The sequence below is a fragment of the Actinocatenispora thailandica genome (assembly GCF_016865425.1).
In the GTDB taxonomy this organism is placed as follows: domain Bacteria; phylum Actinomycetota; class Actinomycetes; order Mycobacteriales; family Micromonosporaceae; genus Actinocatenispora; species Actinocatenispora thailandica.
In genome coordinates this window covers 2,779,080-2,799,307 of the sequence record NZ_AP023355.1, presented here as the reverse complement: position 1 = coordinate 2,799,307, position 20,228 = coordinate 2,779,080, and the positions used below count along the sequence as shown (strand labels likewise).

The 20,228-nt window shown below is 70.6% G+C and carries 15 protein-coding genes and 1 pseudogene; 8 read left to right on the top strand and 8 right to left on the bottom strand.

The features are described 5' to 3' along the window. Nucleotides 1-2: 2 nt before the first annotated feature. The gene (gene pyk / locus Athai_RS12440; RefSeq protein ID WP_203961644.1) at nt 3-1,427 is read right to left on the bottom strand and encodes a pyruvate kinase; all 1,425 of its coding nucleotides are present in this window, start codon (nt 1,425-1,427) and stop codon (nt 3-5) included. A gap of 264 nt (nt 1,428-1,691) precedes the next feature. Between pyk and Athai_RS12435 the strand changes: the two genes are divergently transcribed. Continuing rightward, nucleotides 1,692-1,970, top strand: a complete 279-nt coding sequence (locus tag Athai_RS12435; protein WP_203961643.1) for a CD225/dispanin family protein — start codon at nt 1,692-1,694, stop codon at nt 1,968-1,970. A gap of 16 nt (nt 1,971-1,986) precedes the next feature. Here Athai_RS12435 and Athai_RS12430 read toward each other — a convergent pair whose 3' ends face one another. After that, nucleotides 1,987-2,634 carry a hypothetical protein gene (locus tag Athai_RS12430; RefSeq protein WP_203961642.1) on the bottom strand — a complete coding sequence of 216 codons (648 nt, stop codon included), beginning with the start codon at nt 2,632-2,634 and terminating at the stop codon, nt 1,987-1,989. 154 nt (nt 2,635-2,788) lie between these two features. Between Athai_RS12430 and Athai_RS12425 the strand changes: the two genes are divergently transcribed. From Athai_RS12425 to Athai_RS12395, 7 genes are all read left to right on the top strand, one after another. Beyond that, nucleotides 2,789-3,676 carry a helix-turn-helix domain-containing protein gene (locus tag Athai_RS12425; RefSeq protein WP_203961641.1) on the top strand — a complete coding sequence of 296 codons (888 nt, stop codon included), beginning with the start codon at nt 2,789-2,791 and terminating at the stop codon, nt 3,674-3,676. After that, nucleotides 3,673-3,939 (top strand): DUF397 domain-containing protein, encoded by a 267-nt coding sequence (locus Athai_RS12420; RefSeq protein WP_203961640.1) that lies wholly within the window; start codon nt 3,673-3,675, stop codon nt 3,937-3,939. The genes Athai_RS12425 and Athai_RS12420 overlap by 4 nt, the downstream gene beginning before the upstream one ends. Nucleotides 3,940-4,023: 84 nt before the next feature. After that, the gene (locus Athai_RS12415; RefSeq protein WP_203961639.1) at nt 4,024-4,500 is read left to right on the top strand and encodes a hypothetical protein; all 477 of its coding nucleotides are present in this window, start codon (nt 4,024-4,026) and stop codon (nt 4,498-4,500) included. Nucleotides 4,501-4,509: 9 nt separating this feature from the next. Next, nucleotides 4,510-5,853 carry a hypothetical protein gene (locus tag Athai_RS12410; RefSeq protein ID WP_203961638.1) on the top strand — a complete coding sequence of 448 codons (1,344 nt, stop codon included), beginning with the start codon at nt 4,510-4,512 and terminating at the stop codon, nt 5,851-5,853. A gap of 63 nt (nt 5,854-5,916) precedes the next feature. Continuing rightward, the gene (mycP, locus tag Athai_RS12405) at nt 5,917-7,080 is read left to right on the top strand and encodes a type VII secretion-associated serine protease mycosin (protein ID WP_203961637.1); all 1,164 of its coding nucleotides are present in this window, start codon (nt 5,917-5,919) and stop codon (nt 7,078-7,080) included. A 118-nt stretch (nt 7,081-7,198) separates the two neighbouring features. After that, complete coding sequence (locus tag Athai_RS12400) at nt 7,199-10,447, top strand: WXG100-like domain-containing protein (protein WP_203961636.1); 3,249 nt, start codon at nt 7,199-7,201, stop codon at nt 10,445-10,447. Then, nucleotides 10,392-11,369, top strand: a complete 978-nt coding sequence (locus Athai_RS12395; protein WP_203961635.1) for a hypothetical protein — start codon at nt 10,392-10,394, stop codon at nt 11,367-11,369. The genes Athai_RS12400 and Athai_RS12395 overlap by 56 nt, the downstream gene beginning before the upstream one ends. A 353-nt stretch (nt 11,370-11,722) precedes the next feature. On the opposite strand, the gene Athai_RS12390 is transcribed toward Athai_RS12395, so the two are convergent. The 6 genes and pseudogenes from Athai_RS12390 to gltB form a co-directional block, all read right to left on the bottom strand. Continuing rightward, a complete protein-coding gene (locus Athai_RS12390) occupies nt 11,723-12,091 on the bottom strand; it encodes a hypothetical protein (protein WP_203961634.1) in 369 nt (122 codons plus the stop codon). A 2-nt stretch (nt 12,092-12,093) separates the two neighbouring features. Then, nucleotides 12,094-13,173 (bottom strand): hypothetical protein, encoded by a 1,080-nt coding sequence (locus Athai_RS12385; RefSeq protein ID WP_203961633.1) that lies wholly within the window; start codon nt 13,171-13,173, stop codon nt 12,094-12,096. A gap of 10 nt (nt 13,174-13,183) precedes the next feature. Continuing rightward, nucleotides 13,184-13,483, bottom strand: coding sequence for a type VII secretion target (locus Athai_RS12380; protein ID WP_203961632.1), 300 nt, complete (start codon nt 13,481-13,483; stop codon nt 13,184-13,186). Continuing rightward, nucleotides 13,480-13,875 (bottom strand): YbaB/EbfC family nucleoid-associated protein, encoded by a 396-nt coding sequence (locus Athai_RS12375; protein ID WP_203961631.1) that lies wholly within the window; start codon nt 13,873-13,875, stop codon nt 13,480-13,482. Before Athai_RS12375 ends, Athai_RS12380 begins: the two co-directional genes overlap by 4 nt. Before the next feature lie 200 nt (nt 13,876-14,075). Beyond that, nucleotides 14,076-15,547: pseudogene (locus Athai_RS12370) on the bottom strand (glutamate synthase subunit beta). Beyond that, nucleotides 15,540-20,189: a glutamate synthase large subunit gene (gene gltB, locus Athai_RS12365; protein ID WP_203961630.1), complete on the bottom strand. Its 4,650-nt coding sequence runs from the start codon at nt 20,187-20,189 to the stop codon at nt 15,540-15,542. The pseudogene Athai_RS12370 and the gene gltB overlap by 8 nt, the downstream one beginning before the upstream one ends. Nucleotides 20,190-20,228 lie beyond the last annotated feature (39 nt).

Sequence of the window (20,228 nt, the reverse complement as noted above, 5' to 3'; positions counted from 1 at the left end):
GCTCAGCTGTTGTCGGCCAGCGACCCGAGCCGGTGCACCCGCACCGTGTTGGTCGAGCCGGGGGTGCCGGGCGGGCTGCCGGCCACGATCACCACCGAGTCACCGGACTGGCCCCGGCCGACCTCCTGCAGCGCCTGGTCGACCTGCCGGAACATGTCGTCGGTGTGGTGCACGAACGGCACCAGGAACGTCTCCACACCCCAGGTCAGCGCCAGCTGCCGGCGCACCTTGTCGTCCGGGGTGAAGGCGAGCAGCGGCAGCGACGAGTGCAGCCGGGACAGCCGGCGCACCGTGTCCCCGGTCTGGCTGAACGCCACCAGCGCCTTCGCGCCGATCACCTCGGCGGTGTGCGCCGCCGCGGCGGTGATGGCGCCACCCTGGGTACGCGGGTCGTGCTGCAGCCCGGGGCAGCAGAACTCGCCGGACTCGGCGTACTCCACGATGCGGGCCATGGTGCGCACGGTCAGCACCGGGTAGCGGCCGACGGAGGTCTCGGCCGACAGCATCACCGCGTCGGCGCCGTCGAGCACCGCGTTGGCCACGTCGGAGGTCTCCGCGCGGGTGGGGCGGGAGTTCTCGATCATCGAGTCGAGCATCTGGGTCGCCACGATGACCGGCTTGGCGTTCTCCCGGCACAGCTGCACGGCGTGCTTCTGCACCATCGGCACCCGCTCCAGCGGCAGCTCGACGCCGAGGTCGCCGCGGGCCACCATCAGGCCGTCGAACGCGTCCACGATCGCGTCGAGCCGGTCCACCGCTTCCGGCTTCTCGATCTTGGCGATGACCGGAACCCGGCCGCCCAGCTCGTCCATGATCTCGTGGGCTGGCTTGATGTCGTCGGCGGAACGGACGAACGACAGCGCCACCAGGTCGACCCCGAGCCCCAGCGCGAACCGCAGGTCCTCGGCGTCCTTGGAGGACAGTGCCGGGACGCTGATCGCCACGTTCGGCAGCGACAGCCCCTTGTGGTCGGACACCGGACCGCCCTCGACCACCAGGCAGCGGATGTCGTGGCCGTCGACGTCGGTGACCTCCAGCGCGATCTTGCCGTCGTCGACCAGCAGCCGGTCACCGAAGTGCACCTCGGCGGGCAGCTTCTTGTACGACACGGAGACGCGCTCGGCGGTGCCCTCGACGTCGTCGGCGGTGATCACCACCGAGTCACCGGTGTTCCACTCCACCTTGCCGTCGGCGAAGGTACCGAGCCGGATCTTCGGCCCCTGGAAGTCCGCCAGGATGCCCACCGCCCGGCCCGCATCGTCGGCGGCCTGCCGGACCATGTGGTAGACGGCCTCGTGGTCGGCATGGGTGCCGTGGCTGAAGTTCAGCCGGGCCACGTCCATGCCGGCCTCGACCAGGCCACGCATCCGGTCGGGCGTCGCCGTCGCGGGCCCGATGGTACAAACGATCTTCGCTCGACGTGTCACGGCAGCCAGGCTATACCCGACGCCGGATCGACTGTGGCGCCCGTCCCACCCTGTCCGATCAGCGGAAAGAGGTATCCGCCGGGCTCCGCGGGGGACACCGGAAATCGTTTGGCCACAGCGGCGAAACACCGAAGATCCCACAGTCGTACCCCGGTTCACCACGACGGATCACGGGCAGGTTACGCGGCGTCCCGGGCTTGTCCGGCATCGTTACCGTTGCCGGGTCCGGTACCAAGATCCCCGTCGATCCCCGGGACGGTGCGCATGCCCAGCGAGTACGACTACGTGAGGGAGCCGAGCGGCTCGACCCCCGGCACCTGGCTCGGACTGTCGATCGCCTCGACGGTGTGCTGCTGCACCCCGTTCGGCATCGTCGGCATCGTGTTCTCCGCGATGGCGATGAGCGCCCGGGACCGCAACGACATGGACGAGATGGAACGGCAGCTCTCCCGCGCCCGCGGCTGGACCATCGCCGCCATCGTCTGCGGCGTCGTCGGCGGGATCGTTCTCTTCGCACTCCGCGCCAGCTCGGACTTCAGTTGAGCCGCCGTCGGGCCGGTCACGCTTCGGCGGGGACGGGCCGGGCGGCCACCCGGGCGGCCGAGCCCAGCCGGGCGAGGTCGGCGGCGACGGTCGCGGTGTCCCCGGGCCACAGGCCACCGGGATAGAGCAGGTCGCCCCACCACTGCGGGGTGAACGCGCCACCGTCGCGGGCGGCGGCGAACTCGCCGCCGAACCACGGCAGCGCACCACGCGTCACGCTTCTCGCCAGCGCCTCGGCTGCCGCCGGGGCCCCACCGAACCCGTAGGTCAGCAGCGCCGCCCGGAGTCGACCGCTCACCTCGTCCGCCTCGCTGAGCAGCCGCCGGCACCGGGTGCCCTCGGTACGCGGCACGCAGTCCAGTGCGAGCCACTCGTCGTCCGGCGACCGGCGCAGGAACCGGGTCACCAGCTCGGTGTCGTAGGAGTAGAGCAGCGGCTCCACGATCGGGACGCCGCCCGCCGGCAGGTGCCGGACACCGGCCAGATGGTCCCGGAACTCCGGCCCGAACACCTGCACCGCCGGCACCGCGACCAGGAACGCGTCCTCGTCGGCCGCCTCCGCCGCCAGCCGCGCGACCGTACCGATCCGGGAGTCGTACACGCACTGCACCGCGTAGTCCAACTCCACCTGCGTCCCCAGGTCACCCCAGTGCCGAGCCCCCATGACCCCTCCTCACGATGTCGGAACGTGTCGTGCGCACACAGTGACATCCAGTCTGGTTCTGTGCAAATCTGTCTGTCGTATAACTGACATTTCCTGATCTGGACCACGCGGCTACGCTTTGCGTCGCGGACACGTCTGAGCGAGGAGCGACCCGATGGCCAAGCGCAGGGTTTCGGTGCAGCGCGATGAATCCGGCAAGCCGAAGCCGACCATGCGGGCCCAGTGGCTCGGCACGGGCCTGCGCCGGCTCCGCGAGTCGCAGAAGATCACCCTCGAAGAAGCCGGCGACTACCTGCAGCGCGACGGCTCCACCCTCAGCCGCATGGAGAAGGGCGTCTACCCGGCGCGCACCCCCGACGTCCTCGCGCTGCTCGACCTGTACGGCGTACACGACGCGACCCAGCGCGACTTCCTGCTCAAGCTCAGCCGCGACGTCGTCGAACCCGGCTGGTGGGACCAGTACCAGGCAGACGCCGACACCACTCTGATCGACCTCGCCTGGCTCGAAGCCCGCGCCCGGACGATCGGTTCGTACCACCAGATGGTTCTTCCTGGGCTACTTCAGACCGCCGAGTACGCGAGGGCGACCATCCTCGCGGCCGACTGGACAGCGACCGAGACCCAACTGTCGCGCTGGCTGGAGCTTCGCCTTGCTCGGCAGCAGGTACTCACCCGCGAGAGTCCATTGGACTACGTCACGATCCTCGATGAGGCTGCCATCCGTCGCGTCGTAGGCGGTCGCGGCATCATGGCCGAACAGCTCCAGCACTTGATCGCCCTTGCCCGAGAGTCCACTGTGGACATTCGAGTCGTCCCGTTCGAGGCGGGCGAACACGCGAGCCCGGACGGGTCCTTCTACATCTGCGATATGGCTGATCCCTTCCCGGCTGTCGGATACCTCGACACGCTCGCTGGCGCGCTCTACGTCGAGGCCGATACCGTGGACCGGTTCAAGAGCGTCTTTGACCGGCTCCTCGTCACCGCCCTCGATGCGCGCGAGTCGATCGCGCTCATCGAGACGGCGGCGAAGGATCTGGAGTGACTGGCAACCACCCCGAAGTCGGTTCCCTGGCCTGGCGAGTGAGCACCCGCAGCAGCAGCGGAGGAGGCAACTGCGTCGAGGTTGGCGCAACGCGCTGGCACACCGGCATTCCCAGCACCGGCAGCAACTGGGGCGAGGTCGGCAATGGGCCTGGCAGTATTGCGGTGCGGGACAGCAAGGATCGGGACGGCGGGATGCTCGTCGTCGGTACGGCGCCGTGGACGGCATTCCTCGACGTGGTGCGCGCCGGCCGGCTCGGCTGACTGCGAGCTGTCCAACCACCGACAGCCGTGTTTGCGCCGTTGCGCTACGTTTCTCCCCGTAGTTGATCTCGGGGAGGAACGTCGATGGGCGACCACGCCACCAAGGTCGATCCGCACGACCTGCATGCCGCGGCGCGCGCTATCAGCAGGCAGGCCGATTCGTTCCAGGACCATGTGGTCGGCGCGTTCAAGAAGAGCATGCAGCCCTACTCGGCCGAGCGGCTGGACGAGATCGCCGACGAACGCTCGCGGCGAATCCGCGGCAAGGACTACGACAAGTCCACCGCCGAGGACAAGACCGTGGCCAGCGGTGCGACCTCCGACTGGCTCAACCCGTTCGGCCGGTTCCACGACGCCGATCGCCTGATGGGGCGCGTCGACGACGCCCGCGCCGCGGCGATCCAGGACGCCACCGAGGTGCTGCACGAGTTGAAGCGGATGGCCGGCGCGCTGGAGCGGGCGGCCAGGTTCTACGAACAGAACGAGGACACCAACACCGATCTGACCAAGAAGATCATGGAGACCTATCTCGCCACCGGCGCCTCGTCGGACCAAGCGTAGGGGGCCGCGATGGGCATGACAGCCAATGACGGCAGCGGCGACAGTGGCGGCGGCGCGACCTGGGAACGGCCAGTTCGCCAGATCTCGCTGGCGGCCCGCAACGACGTGCTCGCCGACATGGCCAAGCACTGGAAGTCCTACGTGGACGGCATCGGCGAGCACGTGAAGCCCGTCGGCGACGTGTGGGACGATCATCTGTCTGATTGGCACGGCCCCGCCGCGAAGGCATGCCAGGCACAGTTACAGAAGATCGCCCATAACCTGAACGCGATCGCCGTCAACTACCAGGAGATGCCACGCCTCCTGCAGAACTGCTCGACATCGGTGCGCGATGCGGTCGGTGCAATCCCGATACCGCTCTTCGGCGGTGGGGGCGCGGAGTTGCCGGCCGGAAACAGCCAAACCGACGGCCAAGGGCTGTACGACGACTACGACCAAGATCGCTCCGCATACGCCGACTACGCGTTCCAGAGACGCGCGTACGACCAGATGATCGCCGGTGCCCGCGTCCGCGGTGCCGGCGCGAAGTCGTACCACAACACCGCCGTCGAGTCCGACACCGTGACCCGCGACTATCACGCCGATCCGAACGGCAAGTATCTCGAAGAGGTCGCGCACTGGTACACCAGCCATCAACAGACCGCTGTACATGCTGAGGAACACCTGCACAACGTGTACGCCACGGCCCACGAAAACGTCCCCGAGAGAGCAAAGATCAAGTACGACCCGTCGGGCGACAGCTCCGCGGATTCCCACACCACGCCGCCTCCGCCGCCCCCTCCGCCGCCCGGCGGAGGCGGTGGTTTGGACACGGCAGGGCCGGCATTGGGTGCTCTGCCGCCACCGGTCGGCGGCAAGCTGCCGTCGATGCAGAGTGCTATGTTGCACTCCCTGCCGCCGCACGAGTTGCTTGGCCAACCAACCGCCAGAGACCCGAGTACAGCGGAGGACCCACAGGGCACCAGCCTGGCTGGCGCCGTTCCCGGCGCCGATGTCGGTGCGGGACGCGGGGTGGGGCCCGCTGGCGGGATCGGAGCCGGCAGCCTGCCGGGAGTCGGCTCCGCGGGTAGCGGTTCGGTCGGCGGTATGCCGGCGACCGCGTCAGGGGCCGGCTGGTGGACCGGGCCGCCGGTGGGCGCGCCGGTCGGGCCACGGGTGGCCAGTCCCCGGTTAGGTGCCGCCGGCGCCCACGGCGCTGGCGCGGCACGCGTCGGCGGTGTCGGGATGATGCCGCACAGCGGAGCCGGGACCGGACGCAAGGAACCGGAGGAACGCCAGACCTGGTTGACCGAGGACGACAAGGACGTCTGGGGTCCACGCTGGGAAGACCAGTTCAGCGGGCTGGTCGAATGAGTCGAATAGGGTGACGCAGTGATCCGACCCACCACCCCCGCCCGGCGCCGACTGTTTCGCCCGATGGCATACCTCGTCGCCATCCTGGCCACATTGCTCGCCGCCACCACACCCGCCAGCGCGGCCAGCATTCGATCCCAGCAGTGGTATCTCGATGCCCTGCACATTCCACAGGCCCAGGAGATCAGCACTGGCAGAGGCGTCACGGTCGCAGTCATCGACTCCGGCGTCGACGGCGGCCACCCCGACCTCAAGGGCCAGATCACTGGTGGGAAGTGTCTCCAAGGTTTCGATGATGTGCAGAAACCTACCGAAGATCTGGACGGTCACGGCACTGCAATGGCTGGGATCATCGCCGCCAAGGGCAACGGCCAGGATCACGCGCTTGGCGTCGCTCCCGACGCGAAGATCATGCCGATCTGCATGCTCACTGATGACTCCGCGCCCGGACCGGCGATCCGCGCGATCGGTGAGGGCATCCGTTGGGCAACCGATCACGGCGCCACAGTCGTGAGCATCTCCCTCGGCTCAGATCACTCTGTGATGTCCAGCGACATGGAAGCGATCAAGAGCGCCGTCGCCTATGCACAGGGCCACAACGTCGTCATCGTTGCTGCGACAGGAAACCTACCGGACGCCAAGCACGTCATCACTCCAGCTGCCCTCCCCGGAGTCGTCGCGGTCGCAGGCACCACCAAGTCAGGGGCGGCATGGAAGGGCGCCACCACCGGGAAACAGGTTGCGTTGTCCGCGCCGGCAACCGGAATCGTCTCGACCGACACCTTGGGCCGCGCACACGATCTGCACCCCACCGGGTACCGCACTGGCACCGGGACCAGCGACGCGACGGCGATCGTGTCGGGGGTGGCGGCGCTGGTGCGGGCGAAGTATCCGAAGCTGGATGCGGCGAACGTGATCAACCGGCTGATCAGGACCGCCGACCACAAGGGCGCCGCCGGCCGGAACGACCAGTACGGCTACGGCATCGTCGATCCGGTCAAGGCGCTGACCGCCGACGTGCCGACGGTGCACGGCAATCCGTTGGGGCAGCTCGCGGCGGCGTCCGCCAGCCCGTCCGCATCGTCGGCGGGTGGGCACGGTGCGGCGGCACCGAGTACCGGTGGTGGCAGCGCACTCCCCTGGATCATCGCCGTGGTCGTGGCGATCGTGCTGGCCGCGGTCGTCGTCATCGTCGTCGCCACCCAGCGTCGTCGCCGTAGCTTCTGACGATCCGCCCGTCTCGGCCACGGCGGGCCGAGCGCCGGCCAGGAAGGTGAGGACATGTCTGCCACTCGTACCGCGGGGGATCGACGCTGGCCTGGCGCGAGGCGGGGTGGGTGCGGGCGTGAGCCTGGAGTTTCCGAGTTGGCTGGAGTGGCTCGGTTGGGTGATCGGGGCGGACTGGCCGGACGGCGACGAGGACGCGATGCGCCGGCTGGCCGATGCGTGGACCGCGATGGGTACCGCGCTCGGCGACGCCTCCGACAACGGCGACCAGGCGGCCGACCTGGTCATGACGGCGCTGGACGCCGCCGACGGGCGCGCGTTCGACAGGACCTGGTCGGCCTACTCGGGCGACGACGAGGCGTACCTGTCGAAGCTGAAGGTCGCGTGCGACGGCCTGGCCGGGCTGTGCGAGGGCTGCGCCGAGGACATCGAGTACGCCAAGTACACGTTCTACGTCATGCTGATCCTGCTGGCGATCGACATCGCCATCATGGTCGCCGCGGCGGCCGCCACGTTCGGTGGTTCGCTCGCCGAGATCGCCATCGAGGAGGGGCTGACCCAGCTCGCCGCCCGCCGCGTCGCCGCCACGGTGGTCCGGCAAATCGCCGAACGCACCGCCGAGAAGGCCGCCGAGTTCTCGGTCAAGGAGCTGGTCAAGGAGGGCATCAAGGGCACCCTCAAGGGTGAGCTACCGGACGCCGTCGCGCAGACGTTCATGTACGCGCGGGGCGACGAGAAGGGTGGCTGGAACTTCGCCCGTACCGGCAACAGCGTGCTCAGCGCCGGGGCCGGCGCCGTGCTGGGTGCCGGCGCGGACACCGTCGGCAACAAGACCGGGCTCGGCCGCGCCGTCTTCGGCGACAACCCGTTGGGGCAGGCCGTCAAGGGCGCGCTGGTAGGCGGCGCGACGCCGCTCGCGGTCGGCGCGCTGCCCGGCCAGGACGCACCCTCGTTGCACGACGTCGTGGAAGGCGCGAGCGGCGGCGCGGCCGGCGGCGCGCTCGGCTTCGCCAAGGGCAAGGCGCTGGAGTGGTACAAGTCCTCACCCGACGGCAGCCACGTTGCCATCCCGGACGCCGACCCGTCCGCGACGCTGCTTGCCTCCTCCTCCAGCCCGGCCACCGATACGTCCACAGTGGACAGTTCCGTGCCGTCCGACGCGGCGCGGTCGGCTGGCACCGCCGATGCGGGTGGCGCGTCGCCGGCCGGGGCCGCCACCCACGGCGGTGCCACGACCCACGTGGACTCCGGCACGCCCGCCGGCACGGTGCGGACCGAGTCGGCACGGCCCGCGGCACACGCGGCACGGACCGAGCCGGCACGGCCCGCGGCACGGACCGAGCCGGCAGGGCCCGCGGCGCACGCGGCGCGGGCCGAGCCGGCAGGGCCCGCGGCGCACGCGGCGCGGGCCGAGCCGGCACGGTCACCGGCGCACCCGGAACCGGACCCCACCCGCACCGTCGAGTCGGCCCGGCATCCCCTCGGCGACTCCCGCACGGTCGAGCGCCCGCCCGGTGCCGACCAGCGCGCCACCACGCCGACTCACGACGAGTCGCACGGCAGTACCGCATCGCACGACACCCGCGGCGAGCACGGTGCCGTCGGCGGCTCCGCCGACCGCGCCCGGCCCGGTGGGCCCGAGCAGCTCGGCACCCGGCACGGCGGCGACGAACAATCTGGCGCGAGGCACGGCACCGATAGCGGTGCCACGGCGGATCGTCCCCGGCAGGCGGGCCCGGACGCGGGCGAGTCCGACCGCTCCGCCTCCCGTACGGCCGACACCGCGGGAGCGGGCGAGGACCGGGCCAGCGGCACGCCGGCACGCGGCACCGACGCGGCGCACGCCGCCGACGAGGGTCGCGCCGGCGAACGGCCGGGCGGTGCCGACGACGCCCGGCACACCGGGGAGCGGGCCCGTGCCACGCCCGAAACGCCGGCACCGCGGGAGGAGGCGAACGACCGGTCCGGACGCGGTTCGGGCACGTCCGTCAACCGCATCGACGCCGTGCTCAACCCGCCGGCCCGGCCGGCCCGCGCCACCAGCAGCGATACCGCCACCGAGGCCGAGCCGGCCGGCACGTCGGCGCGCCGTACCAGCGATCCGGCGCCCGGCCGCGACACCACCGCCGGGGTGACCGGCCGGGATCCAGCCCAGGGCCGTTCGCACCCAGCGGATCCGGCGAACACCGACCGACACAGCAGGGCGGACGAGGATCCGACCGCACGACCCCGCACCGACGGCAGCGCCGACCGGTCCCACTCGCGTACGGCCGAAGTTCCGGCGGCGCCGCCGGATCGGGCGGCAACGACCGCCGAGCGGCCGACGACGTCCCCGGAGACCATCGGCGAGCTCGGCTACGACCCACTCGATCCCGGCTTCCCCGACCCCGGCGACGGGATCGACACCGTCTACCACGAGGGCCGTGAGTGGGTACGGCTCGCCGACGACGCCGGTTGGCACCGGGTCGAGTTCCGCACCACCGACGCGCGCTACGCCGGCAAGGGGTTCGCCGCCCGCCTCAGAACCTTCGTCGACAGGTACTTCCCGCCCCACGACGGTCGCACCGCCGAAGACCTCTTCAACGAGGCCCGCGGCAAGATCGACACCATTCCGCCCGACGGGAGAAGAGCGGAGTTCCAGAGAATCAGCGACGACGAGGCGAAACGGCTTGCCGGCATCCGGACGGAGTCGCAGACGATCGTTCCGGGCGACACAGAAGGAACTCACCGGATCATTCAGAAGGTCGTCCCGGCCAAGGACATTGCGTTCTACGAGAACGGAAGATTCGGCGGGATCACCGGGTTCGTCGCGAAGCTCGTCGATGTCGTCCAATTGAAGACACCAGAGTCCCTCTTCCGAGCACTGCGGCTGGACTACAACGGTACGGAGTTTCGATCGGATCAAAAAGAGATACACGCGGTCCGGATGAAACTCACCGAACATCAGGCCGAACACGAACTCGTCATACCGAGTAGCGAGCGAATGATGGAGTTCACACCGACCGGCCCCGGCCTCCCCGAGCGTTCAAGGACGAGAATGCGCCCTTCTCCGGGACCGGGTTCGGCGCCGATTCGGAAGATGGTGTGCCGGAGATATTGGCGGCCAATCAGGACGCTGCCCGTGGCGCGATCACGCTGCAGGACGGCGCGGAGATGTGGCGCGTCAGAAACGACGGTAGCGAGGAGATCCATGCCGTCTATCATTCAGGGCGCTGGCATCGGACAGCCATTTCCGAATCGGGATAAGGCAGTCACCGGGCCGGTACGAGATCAACGAAGGAAATCTGTGCCGTGTTGGGAAAGAAGCCACGATGACGTACAAGATGTTGCCGTTCTATTCTGGCGCGCCAGCTCCCTACCGCTTTGACTCGAACGACCTCCGACTGTTGGCGGATGCCGAGATCAAAGACCATCTACTGGCCTACCTGAACAATGGTTCTGCTGTCCTGCAGTGGGCCGGGAACTACGACCGCGACCTGTTGAGCCCGGACCATTCACGAACGGTGCCGCTGCAAGTACGTACCGATGGGACGTGGATTTGGTCGGACGCCAGCGCGCACTATCTTGCCGAACACGATCTCGCGCCACATGACGACTTCACCCGCTGGGCGATGGAACGCACCCCGCAAGACGCCCGCACGACGAGCGAGCAGGTCGATGACGCCCGCCGCTGGCTCGGCTCGGCACCCGACATCGCACTGCCGCGCGACGCATTCGACAGCCAGCTCACCTGGCGGCGGACGGCGCAGTACCAAGGCGTGCTGTTCTCAGCCGAGCAGACAGAAACCATCTCTGACGACGCTCGCGGCGTGCGGCTACGCGAACACAACCGAGCCTCCATCGATGGTGCCCTGGTGGCATTCGGCTTCAGCCCGACAACACCCGAGGGCGGTGCAGCCGAGGACGGGCATCCGGAAATGTCGAAGTTCGTGCTTCTCAGCGACCTCGACCATCTCTGGGAGACGACACCGTACAGCATCGACATCGACGACCAGGGAGACCGTCACCGAGCGTTTTTTGATCGACGATTCCTCGTGGCACTGGTGGCCCGCAACGCGAGAATGGGCTACGTGCCGACCGAAGCCAACGGCGTACCTTGGGAGACTATCGACCATCTGGAGGTAGAGACAGTGGAACTTCCGCTACGGCCCGGCGAAGAGGAAAAGGTTGTCTGGCGCCGCCGCATCGATCCCACTGTCTGGGGCCTACGCTCACGAGAGCCATTCGGATCATATCGGGAACTTTGGTACGGCCTTTCGGGACGATTGTACCCGAGCGGCGGCGACTAATCGGGCGAGCCTGGTCGTCGGCACAGGCTCAGCCGACCTACTGATGATCGGAGTGGCAGCCGAGCGTTTCGAGGAACGTCAGCACACGGTCGGACCGAAACAAACACATCATTCTGATTGGGGAAAAGATCTCGCAGCGAGGTTCGGCGGAACCCGGTGGCTATCGGCCATCATTCGGGGTACGAATTCTATCGCTACCGCGCCTACCTGCGAAGCACCGGCATCCGAGACGGGTACAGCGATACGAAAGTTGGGAGCGACGGACGGGCCTCGCCGCCAAGAGTCGTCTCCACCCCGTCAGTCCGCCGCAACCGCAGTTCGACCATGACCACCGACGCCGAGCTCGTTGGTCATCAGCCGAGCGCGATCTCGTGGAGGTCGGTGAGGTCGGCGCGGGCGGCCCAGGTCTGGTAGACGCCCTTGTCGACCCGGTCCATGCCGAGGGACTCGGCGATCGGGGCGTGGCCGCCGGTGTACTCGATGCGGACCCGGTCGCCGTCGTCGTACAACGCCTTGACCGGGACGCCGCGCCAGGTGCCGACGGTGGAGATGTACGCGCCGGCGACGTCGTCCTCGTCGGTGACGTCCCGCTCGTAGCGGCCGGGTCCGGTCTCGCGGAAGCCGTCGATCGGCCGGTCGGCGTAGATGAAGACCCGATAGCCGTCGGTGTTCGCCGGGTACGGCTCGTCGTGCCAGATGAGGTAGAGCCCTTCGCGGATCATGGTCACCCTCCCGCCAGCCGGTTCCAGCGTGCGTTGGACGAGCTGTACACGGCGACGAGGTCCTGCCGGCCAGTCCGGTCGATGCGGTACAGCTCGGCGCCGGAGGTGATCCGGGTGCTGTCCACCTTCCATTCCGGGATCGGCGTCGACGGATCGACGGCGAAGCCGTTGCCGGCGAACGGCGGATGCTCGACCACCCACCCCCGATCGCCCCAGGCTCCGAGCGCCGCGGCATCCGTGCCGCCCCACGGCACCCGGAACACGCTGGTGACCACCGGCCGCCAGCGGATCACCCACACGTACTCGTCGTCGCGGCTGAACGGAGATCCCGCGTAGTCGAGGCCGAGCCCGCCGACGATGTCGGACACGGTGCGCAGCGGTTCGACGTCGGCGAGCTCGTACACGTAGCCGGCGACCAGGTCGTACCCGTCGTCGAGGTAGCGGCCGACCTGGTCGGGCGGCACGACCTTCTGCATGACGCTCGGCGCCCCGCCGCCCTCCGCCGCAGACGACGAGGCACTTCCCTCGGCAGACCCCGACGAGGACGAGGCGCCGCTTCGCCCGGAAGCCGGGTCGGTCGACACGGGAACCCCGGACGGGCCCGGTCCGGCGGTCGCGGCGGCAGGCGGCGGGGTGCCGATCGACGGAACGGTCGTCGATGCCGGTGCACCCGGAGGTGCCCCGGCCGATGGGGACGCAGCAGGCGGTGGTGCGGCGATTCCGAGTGCCGCACGCAGTTGGGTCAGGTCGAAGATCGCGCCGATCGACAGGCCGACGTCGACACCGAGGCGCCAGCGCTCGTTCGGCCAGTTGGCGACCAGGTCGGCGAGCGACTGCTTACGAAACAAGGTGAACTTGCCGTCGGTCCCGGCGGTCATCGCCGAGCCGGAGGTGAACGACGCGATCGCCTGCGTGTCACCGGAAGCGAAGGTGATCCAGCGGTTGTCGCGGATCACGTCGTCCTCCAGTGGCAGCAGCAGCTCGCCGCCGATCAACACGTCGAGGTAGCCGGCCAGATCACGCGCCTCGACGGTGGCGGCGAGGGCGCGCTCGAAATCGGTACCGGGGACCCAGTCAGTCATGTGCGTCCTGTCAGGTGGTGAAGGTGTTGGCGTCCTCGGTCTGGTCGTAGTTGTCGGCCGCGGTGACCAGGTTCCGGCGCATCTGCTTGATGCCGTGCACGACCTGCCCGACGCTGTGCGGGGTGGACTTCGCCGGCTTGCCGTAGTTCTCGAGGAACGCCTGCCCGTACTTGTCGTCGCCCCACGCGCCGTCGTCGGCGTCGAGCGCCTCCTGCAGGGTGGACAGGGCATCGGCCAGGTCGCTCGCGACGTCGCCGAGACCCGGCGCGTACCGCCGGACGGCGCGGGTGTCGATCTGCATCCTGCTCATCGCCGGCGCTCCTGGTACGGGTCGGGGAACATCCGGGCGAGGTCGAGGCGGCCGTGCTCGTCGCGGACCGCGTCGAGCCGGTCCCGCACCTCGTCCGGCACGGCCGGGGTGAGCAGCTCGGCGCGCTGCGCGTCGATCTTGGCGGCGGCGGCGCGGCTGGCGGCGACGATCAGCGCGCCCAGCTCCGCGGCCGGGAGCCCGGCCGCCCCGGACTCCAGCTCGACGGCGGTGAGCCGGCCCTGATGGTCCACGGTGACGCTGAGCCGGCCGTCGGCGTCGCGGGCGGTGGCGGTCAGCTCGGTGGCCCGGCGCTGCGCGTCGAGCAGCCCGCTGCGGGCCTGCGCGAACTGCTCGGTCAGTTCCGCGATGTGCTCCCGCCACTCGGGTCGCACCGTCGCTCACCCCCTGCGCACCGCCCGATCGCCACCAGCACGCAAGCCTACCGGCGCCGCGCCAACCCCCGCGGCGTGCGACCGGTGGCGGGGCGCGCCCGTGCCGTCGTCGCTGGCCGGGGCCGACCAGTGCGCCCGGGCACGGCCACTGGCTCCGGCGAGCCGGCCGGCCGCTGCCGCCGACCGGCCGGGCGGCGGAGTCAGCGCGGCACGGCGAGGGGTTGGGCGGCGGCGTCCACCGGTGCGGGCAGGTCGCCGGGGACGCCGAGGTAGCGGTGGATCGCCGCGGCGGCGGCCCGGCCCTCCGCGATCGCCCAGACGATCAGCGCGGCACCGCGGTGCGCGTCGCCGGCGGTGAACACACCCTCGGCGCCGGTCTGCCAGTCGGCACCGCAGTCCAGCGTGCCGCGCGCGGAACGGGCCAGCCCCAGGTCGGACAGCAGCGGGGACGGTTCGGTCCCGGCGAAGCCGATCGCCAGCAGCACCAGGTCGGCCGGCAGCTCGCGTTCGGTGCCCGGTACCGGCGTGACGACCCGCCGCCCGTCCTCGCGCCGGACGTCGACCTGCTGGATGCGGATGGCCCGGACCGCGCCGGTACCGTCGTCGACGAACTCGTGCGCCGCGGCGGCGAACTCTCGCGCGCCGCCCTCCTCGTGCGCCGGGTACATCCGCAGGATCGTCGGCCAGGTCGGCCACGGGTCCTGCTCGCCGTTGCGGGTGGCCGGCGGCTGCGGGTACAGGTCGAGCTGGGTGACGCTCGCCGCGCCCTGCCGGTGCGCGACCCCCAGGCAGTCCGCCGCGGTGTCGCCGCCGCCGATGATCACCACGTGCTTACCCTGCGCGGACAGCGTCGGGGACTGTCCACTGTGCACGGCCCGGTTGGAGGCGACCAGGTGCTCCATCGCGAGGTGCACGCCCCGCAGCTCGCGCCCCGGGGTGTCCACGTCGCGGCCGGCGAGCGCACCGGTGGCGAGCAGCACCGCGTCGTACTGCTCGCGCAGCTCGGCGGCGCTGATGTCGACACCGACCTCGCAGCCGGTGACGAACCGGACGCCCTCGGCGGTCAGCTGGTCGAGCCGCCGGTCGATGTGCTTCTTCTCCAGCTTGAAGTCCGGGATGCCGAAGCGCAGCAGGCCACCGATGCGCTCGTCCCGCTCGTACACCACGACCTCGTGTCCGGCGCGGGCCAGCTGCTGCGCGGCGGCGAGGCCGGCCGGGCCGGAACCGACGACAGCCACCCGCTTACCGGACGGCTCGGGGCCGGCTGCGGCGTGACCAGCCCCGAGTCGTACGCGCGGTCGATGATCTGGACCTCGATCTGCTTGATGGTGACCGGCTGGTCGGCGATGCCGAGCACGCAGGCGGCCTCGCACGGCGCGGGGCACAACCGACCGGTGAACTCGGGGAAGTTGTTCGTCGCGTGCAGCTGCTCGATCGCGGTGTCGTCGGCGCCGGTGCGGGTCGCCTCGTTCCACTCCGGGATGCGGTTGCCCAGCGGGCACCCGTTGTGGCAGAACGGAACGCCGCAGTCCATGCAGCGGGCCGCCTGGTCGCGCAGCGCGCCGGCGTCGTGGTTGGTGTACACCTCGTGCCAGTCGGCGATGCGCACCGGCACCGGCCGCTTCGCCGGCAACGACCGGCCGTGCGCCAGGAATCCCCTCGGGTCAGGCATCGGACCTCCCTCCAGCGGTGGCCGCAGGGACCGGGCCGGCCGGCTTGCCGGCGACCGCCATCACCGCGGCGTCCACGTCGGCGCCGGAGCGCTGCGCCTCGGCCATGATCGAACGCACCCGCGCGTACTCGCGGGGCAGTACCGTGGTGAACTGTTCGACCGCGGCCGACCAGTCCGCGAGCAGCGCCGCGGCCCGCGCCGAACCGGTGTGCGCGTGGTGTGCCTCGACGAGGCGGCGCAGCCGCTGCCGCTCCTCCGCCGACAGCGGGCCGAGGTCGACCAGCTCCCGGTTGACCAGCCCGGGGTCCAACCGGTACACGAAGGCGGTGCCGCCGGACATGCCGGCCGCGAAGTTGCGCCCGGTGGCGCCGAGCACCGCGACCGTGCCGCCGGTCATGTACTCGCAGCCGTGGTCGCCGCAGCCGTCGACCACGGCGACCGCGCCGGAGTTGCGGACCGCGAACCGCTCCCCCACGATTCCGTCGGCGTACAGCTCGCCGCCGGTCGCCCCGTACAGCACGGTGTTGCCGGCGATGATGTTGTCGGCGGCGGCGAACGGCGCCTGCTCGTCCGGCCGGATCACCAGCCGCCCGCCGGACAGGCCCTTGCCGACGTAGTCGTTCGCGTCGCCGTACAGCCGAAGCGTGATGCCCCGCGGCAGGAACGCGCCGAACGACTGCCCGGCGGTACCGGTGAAGGTGAAGCGGATGGAGTCGTCGGCGAGGCCGTCCCGGTGCCGCCGGGTCAGCTCGGAGCCGAGCATGGTGCCCACCGCGCGGTCGGTGTTGCGGATCGGCAGCGACTCGGCCACCGGCTCGCCGGTGTCCATCGTGGAGCGGGCCAGCTCGATCAGCTTGACGTCGAGTACCGACTCCAGGCCGTGCTCCTGGTCGCGGACCGCCCGGCGGGCGCCGGTGTCCGGGCCGGGTGCGGTCAGGATCGGCGACAGGTCCAGCCCGGCCGCCTTCCAGTGCTCCACCGCGGGCGCGACGTCGAGCAGTTCGACCTGCCCGATCGCCTCGTCGAGGGTGCGGAAGCCCAGCTGGGCCAGGAGTTCGCGGACCTGCTCGGCGAGGAACCGGAAGAACGTTTCGACGAACTCCGGCTTGCCGGTGTAGCGGGCCCGCAGGGTCGGGTTCTGGGTGGCGATGCCGACCGGGCAGGTGTCCAGGTGGCAGACCCGCATCATCACGCAGCCCTGCACGATCAGCGGAGCGGTCGCGAAGCCGAACTCCTCGGCGCCCAGAAGCGCCGCGATCAGCACGTCCCGGCCGGTCTTGAGCTGCCCGTCGACCTGCACCCGGACCCGGTCGCGCAATCCGTTGGCGAGCAGCGTCTGCTGCGCCTCCGCCAGGCCCAGCTCCCAGGGCGCGCCGGCGTGCTTGAGCGAGTTGAGCGGCGAGGCGCCCGTCCCGCCGTCGTGGCCGGAGATCAGCACCACGTCGGCGTGTGCCTTGGCCACCCCGGCGGCGACGGTACCGACGCCGACCTCGCTGACCAGCTTGACGTGGATGCGCGCGGCCGGGTTGGCGTTCTTCAGGTCGAAGATCAGCTGCGCCAGGTCCTCGATGGAGTAGATGTCGTGGTGCGGCGGCGGCGAGATCAGCCCGACGCCGGGCGTGGAGTGCCGGGTGCGCGCGACCCACGGGTACACCTTGTTGCCGGGCAGCTGGCCGCCCTCACCGGGCTTGGCGCCCTGCGCCATCTTGATCTGGATGTCGTCGGCGTTGACCAGGTACTCGCTGGTGACGCCGAACCGGCCGGACGCCACCTGCTTGACCGCGCTGCGCCGTTCGGCGTCGTACAGCCGGTCGACGTCCTCGCCGCCCTCACCGGTGTTGGACCGGCCGCCGAGCCGGTTCATCGCGACGGCGAGGTCGGTGTGCGACTCCGCCGAGATCGACCCGTAGCTCATCGCGCCGGTGGCGAACCGCTTGACGATCTCCTCGACCGGCTCCACCTCGGACAGCGGCACCGGAGTGCGGTCCTCGGTCCGCAACCGGAACAGGCCGCGCAGGGTGCCCGACTCGGCACTCAGGGCGTCCACGGTGGAGGTGTACCGGCCGAAGATGTCGTACTGCCGCGACCGGGTCGAGTGCTGCAGCAGGAACACCGTCTCCGGGTTGAACAGGTGCACCTCGCCCTCGCGCCGCCACTGGTACTCGCCGCCCACGTCCAGCACCCGGTGCGTCGCCTCGGCCGGGTTCTTCGGGTACGCGCGGGCGTGCCGGGCGGCGACCTCGGCGGCGATCTCGGCCAGGCCGATCCCGCCGATCCGCGAGGTGGTACCGGTGAAGTAGCGGGCGACCAGCTCGTCGGACAGCCCGATCGCCTCGAAGACCTGGGCGCCGGTGTACGAGGCGACGGTGGAGATGCCCATCTTCGACATGATCTTCAGGACGCCCTTGCCGAGCGCCTTCGCGTACCGGCCGACCGCCGCGCGCGGCGCGAGGTCGGCGATGGTACCGGCGGCGATCAGGTCCTCGATCGACTCGAACGCCAGGTACGGGTTGACCGCCGCCGCGCCGTAGCCCAGCAGCAGCGCCACGTGGTGCACCTCGCGGCAGTCACCCGACTCCACGATCAGCGACACCTGGGTCCGGGTCTGCTCGCGCACCAGGTGCTGGTGCACCGCGGCGGTCAGCAGCAGGGACGGGATCGGCGCCAGGTCCGCGGTGGTGTCCCGGTCGGACAGCACCAGGATGCGCACGCCGTCCTCGATCGCCTCCGACACGTGCCGGCAGATCTCGGTGATCCGGGCCCGGATGCCGGCGCCACCGTCGGCCACCCGGTACAGCCCGGAGACCCGGACCGCCTTGAAGCCCGGCATGTCGCCGTCCTCGTCGACCGACAGGATCTTCGCCAGCTCGTCGTTGTCGAGTACCGGATGGGGCAGCACGATCTGCCGGCAACTGGCCGGCGAGGCGTCCAGCAGGTTGTGCTCCGGCCCGATCGTGGTGGCGACGCTGGTGACCAGCTCCTCCCGGATCGCGTCCAGCGGCGGGTTCGTCACCTGCGCGAACAGTTGGGTGAAGTAGTCGTACAGCAGCCGGGAGCGCTTGGACAGCACCGCGATCGGAGTGTCGGTGCCCATCGAGCCGAGCGGCTCGGCGCCGGCGGTGGCCATCGGCCCGAGCAGGATCTTCAGCTCCTCCTGGGTGTACCCGAAGGTCTGCTGCCGGCGCGCCACGCTGTCGTGGGTGTAGACGATGTGCTCGCGGGCCGGCAGGTCGGCGAGCTGGATCAGCCCGGCGGCCAGCCACTCGTCGTACGGAGCCGCGGCGGCCAACTCGTCCTTGATCTCGTCGTCGTCGACGATCCGGCCGGCCTGCGTGTCGACCAGGAACATCCGGCCCGGCTTCAACCGGCCCTTGGCCACCACGCTCGCCGGGTCCAGGTCCACCACGCCGGCCTCGGAGGCGAACACGACCGTACCGTCGTCGATGCGCCACCACCGGGCCGGCCGCAGCCCGTTGCGGTCCAGTACCGCGCCGATCCGGGTACCGTCGGTGAACGCCACGCACGCCGGGCCGTCCCACGGCTCCATCAGGCAGGCGTGGAACTGGTAGAAGGCCCGGTGCGCCGGGTCCATCCGCGGGTCGTTCTCCCACGCCTCCGGGATCATCATCAGCACCGAGTGCGGCAGGCTGCGGCCGGTCAGCGCGAGCAGTTCCAGCACCTCGTCGAAACTCGCCGAGTCCGAAGCGCCCGGCGTGCAGACCGGGAACAGCCGCCTGATCCGGCCGGGCAGCGCCGTCGAGGACAGCAGCGCCTCGCGGGCGGCCATCCAGTTCCGGTTGCCGCGGATGGTGTTGATCTCGCCGTTGTGCGCCACCAGCCGGAACGGCTGGGCCAGCGGCCAGGACGGGAACGTGTTGGTGGAGAACCGGCTGTGCACCAGCGCGATCGCCGACACCATCCGCGGGTCGGACAGGTCGGGATAGAACTGGCCCAGCTGCCGCGGCGTCAGCATGCCCTTGTAGACCAGGGTCCGCGACGACAGGGACGGGAAGTACGCGGCGATGCCCCGCTCCCGGGTCTCGCGTTCGGTCTGCCGGCGCACGCAGTACGCGACGCGCTCCAGGGCCAGGCCGGCCAGCGGCGCGGCGTCGGCGACGTCGGCCGCGGCGAGGAACACCTGCCGGATGCGAGGCATCGCGGCCCGCGCCGTCGCGCCCAGCCCGGCCGGGTCGGTGGGTACGTCCCGCCAGCCGAGCACCTCGGCCCCCTCGGCCAGCGCGTACTTGGCGAGGATCCGCTCGGCCTGCGCCGCGGCGGCCGGCTCGGCCGGCAGGAACACCAGCCCGGTGGCGTAGCGGGGGCTGCCGTCCGGCGCCGGGGCCGGCAGGTCGACCGGCGCGACCGCCCGGCAGAACTCGTCCGGTACGCCGATCAGCAGCCCGGCGCCGTCACCGGTGTTCGGCTCCGCCCCGGCCGCGCCGCGATGCTCCATCCGGATCAGCGCGGACAGGCCACGCTCGATGGTGCGATGCGAACGCCGCCCGTACGCGTCGACGACGAAGGCGACACCGCAGGCGTCGTGCTCGTACGCCGGGTCGTACAGCCCGGTGGGTACCGGACCGGTACGGTCCGGACCGTACGGCGAGCCGATCGCGGGGACACCGGTGGCGGGCAGCGTCATCGGGCCTCCATGCTGGTGAGGACGCCGGCGCGCGCGGTG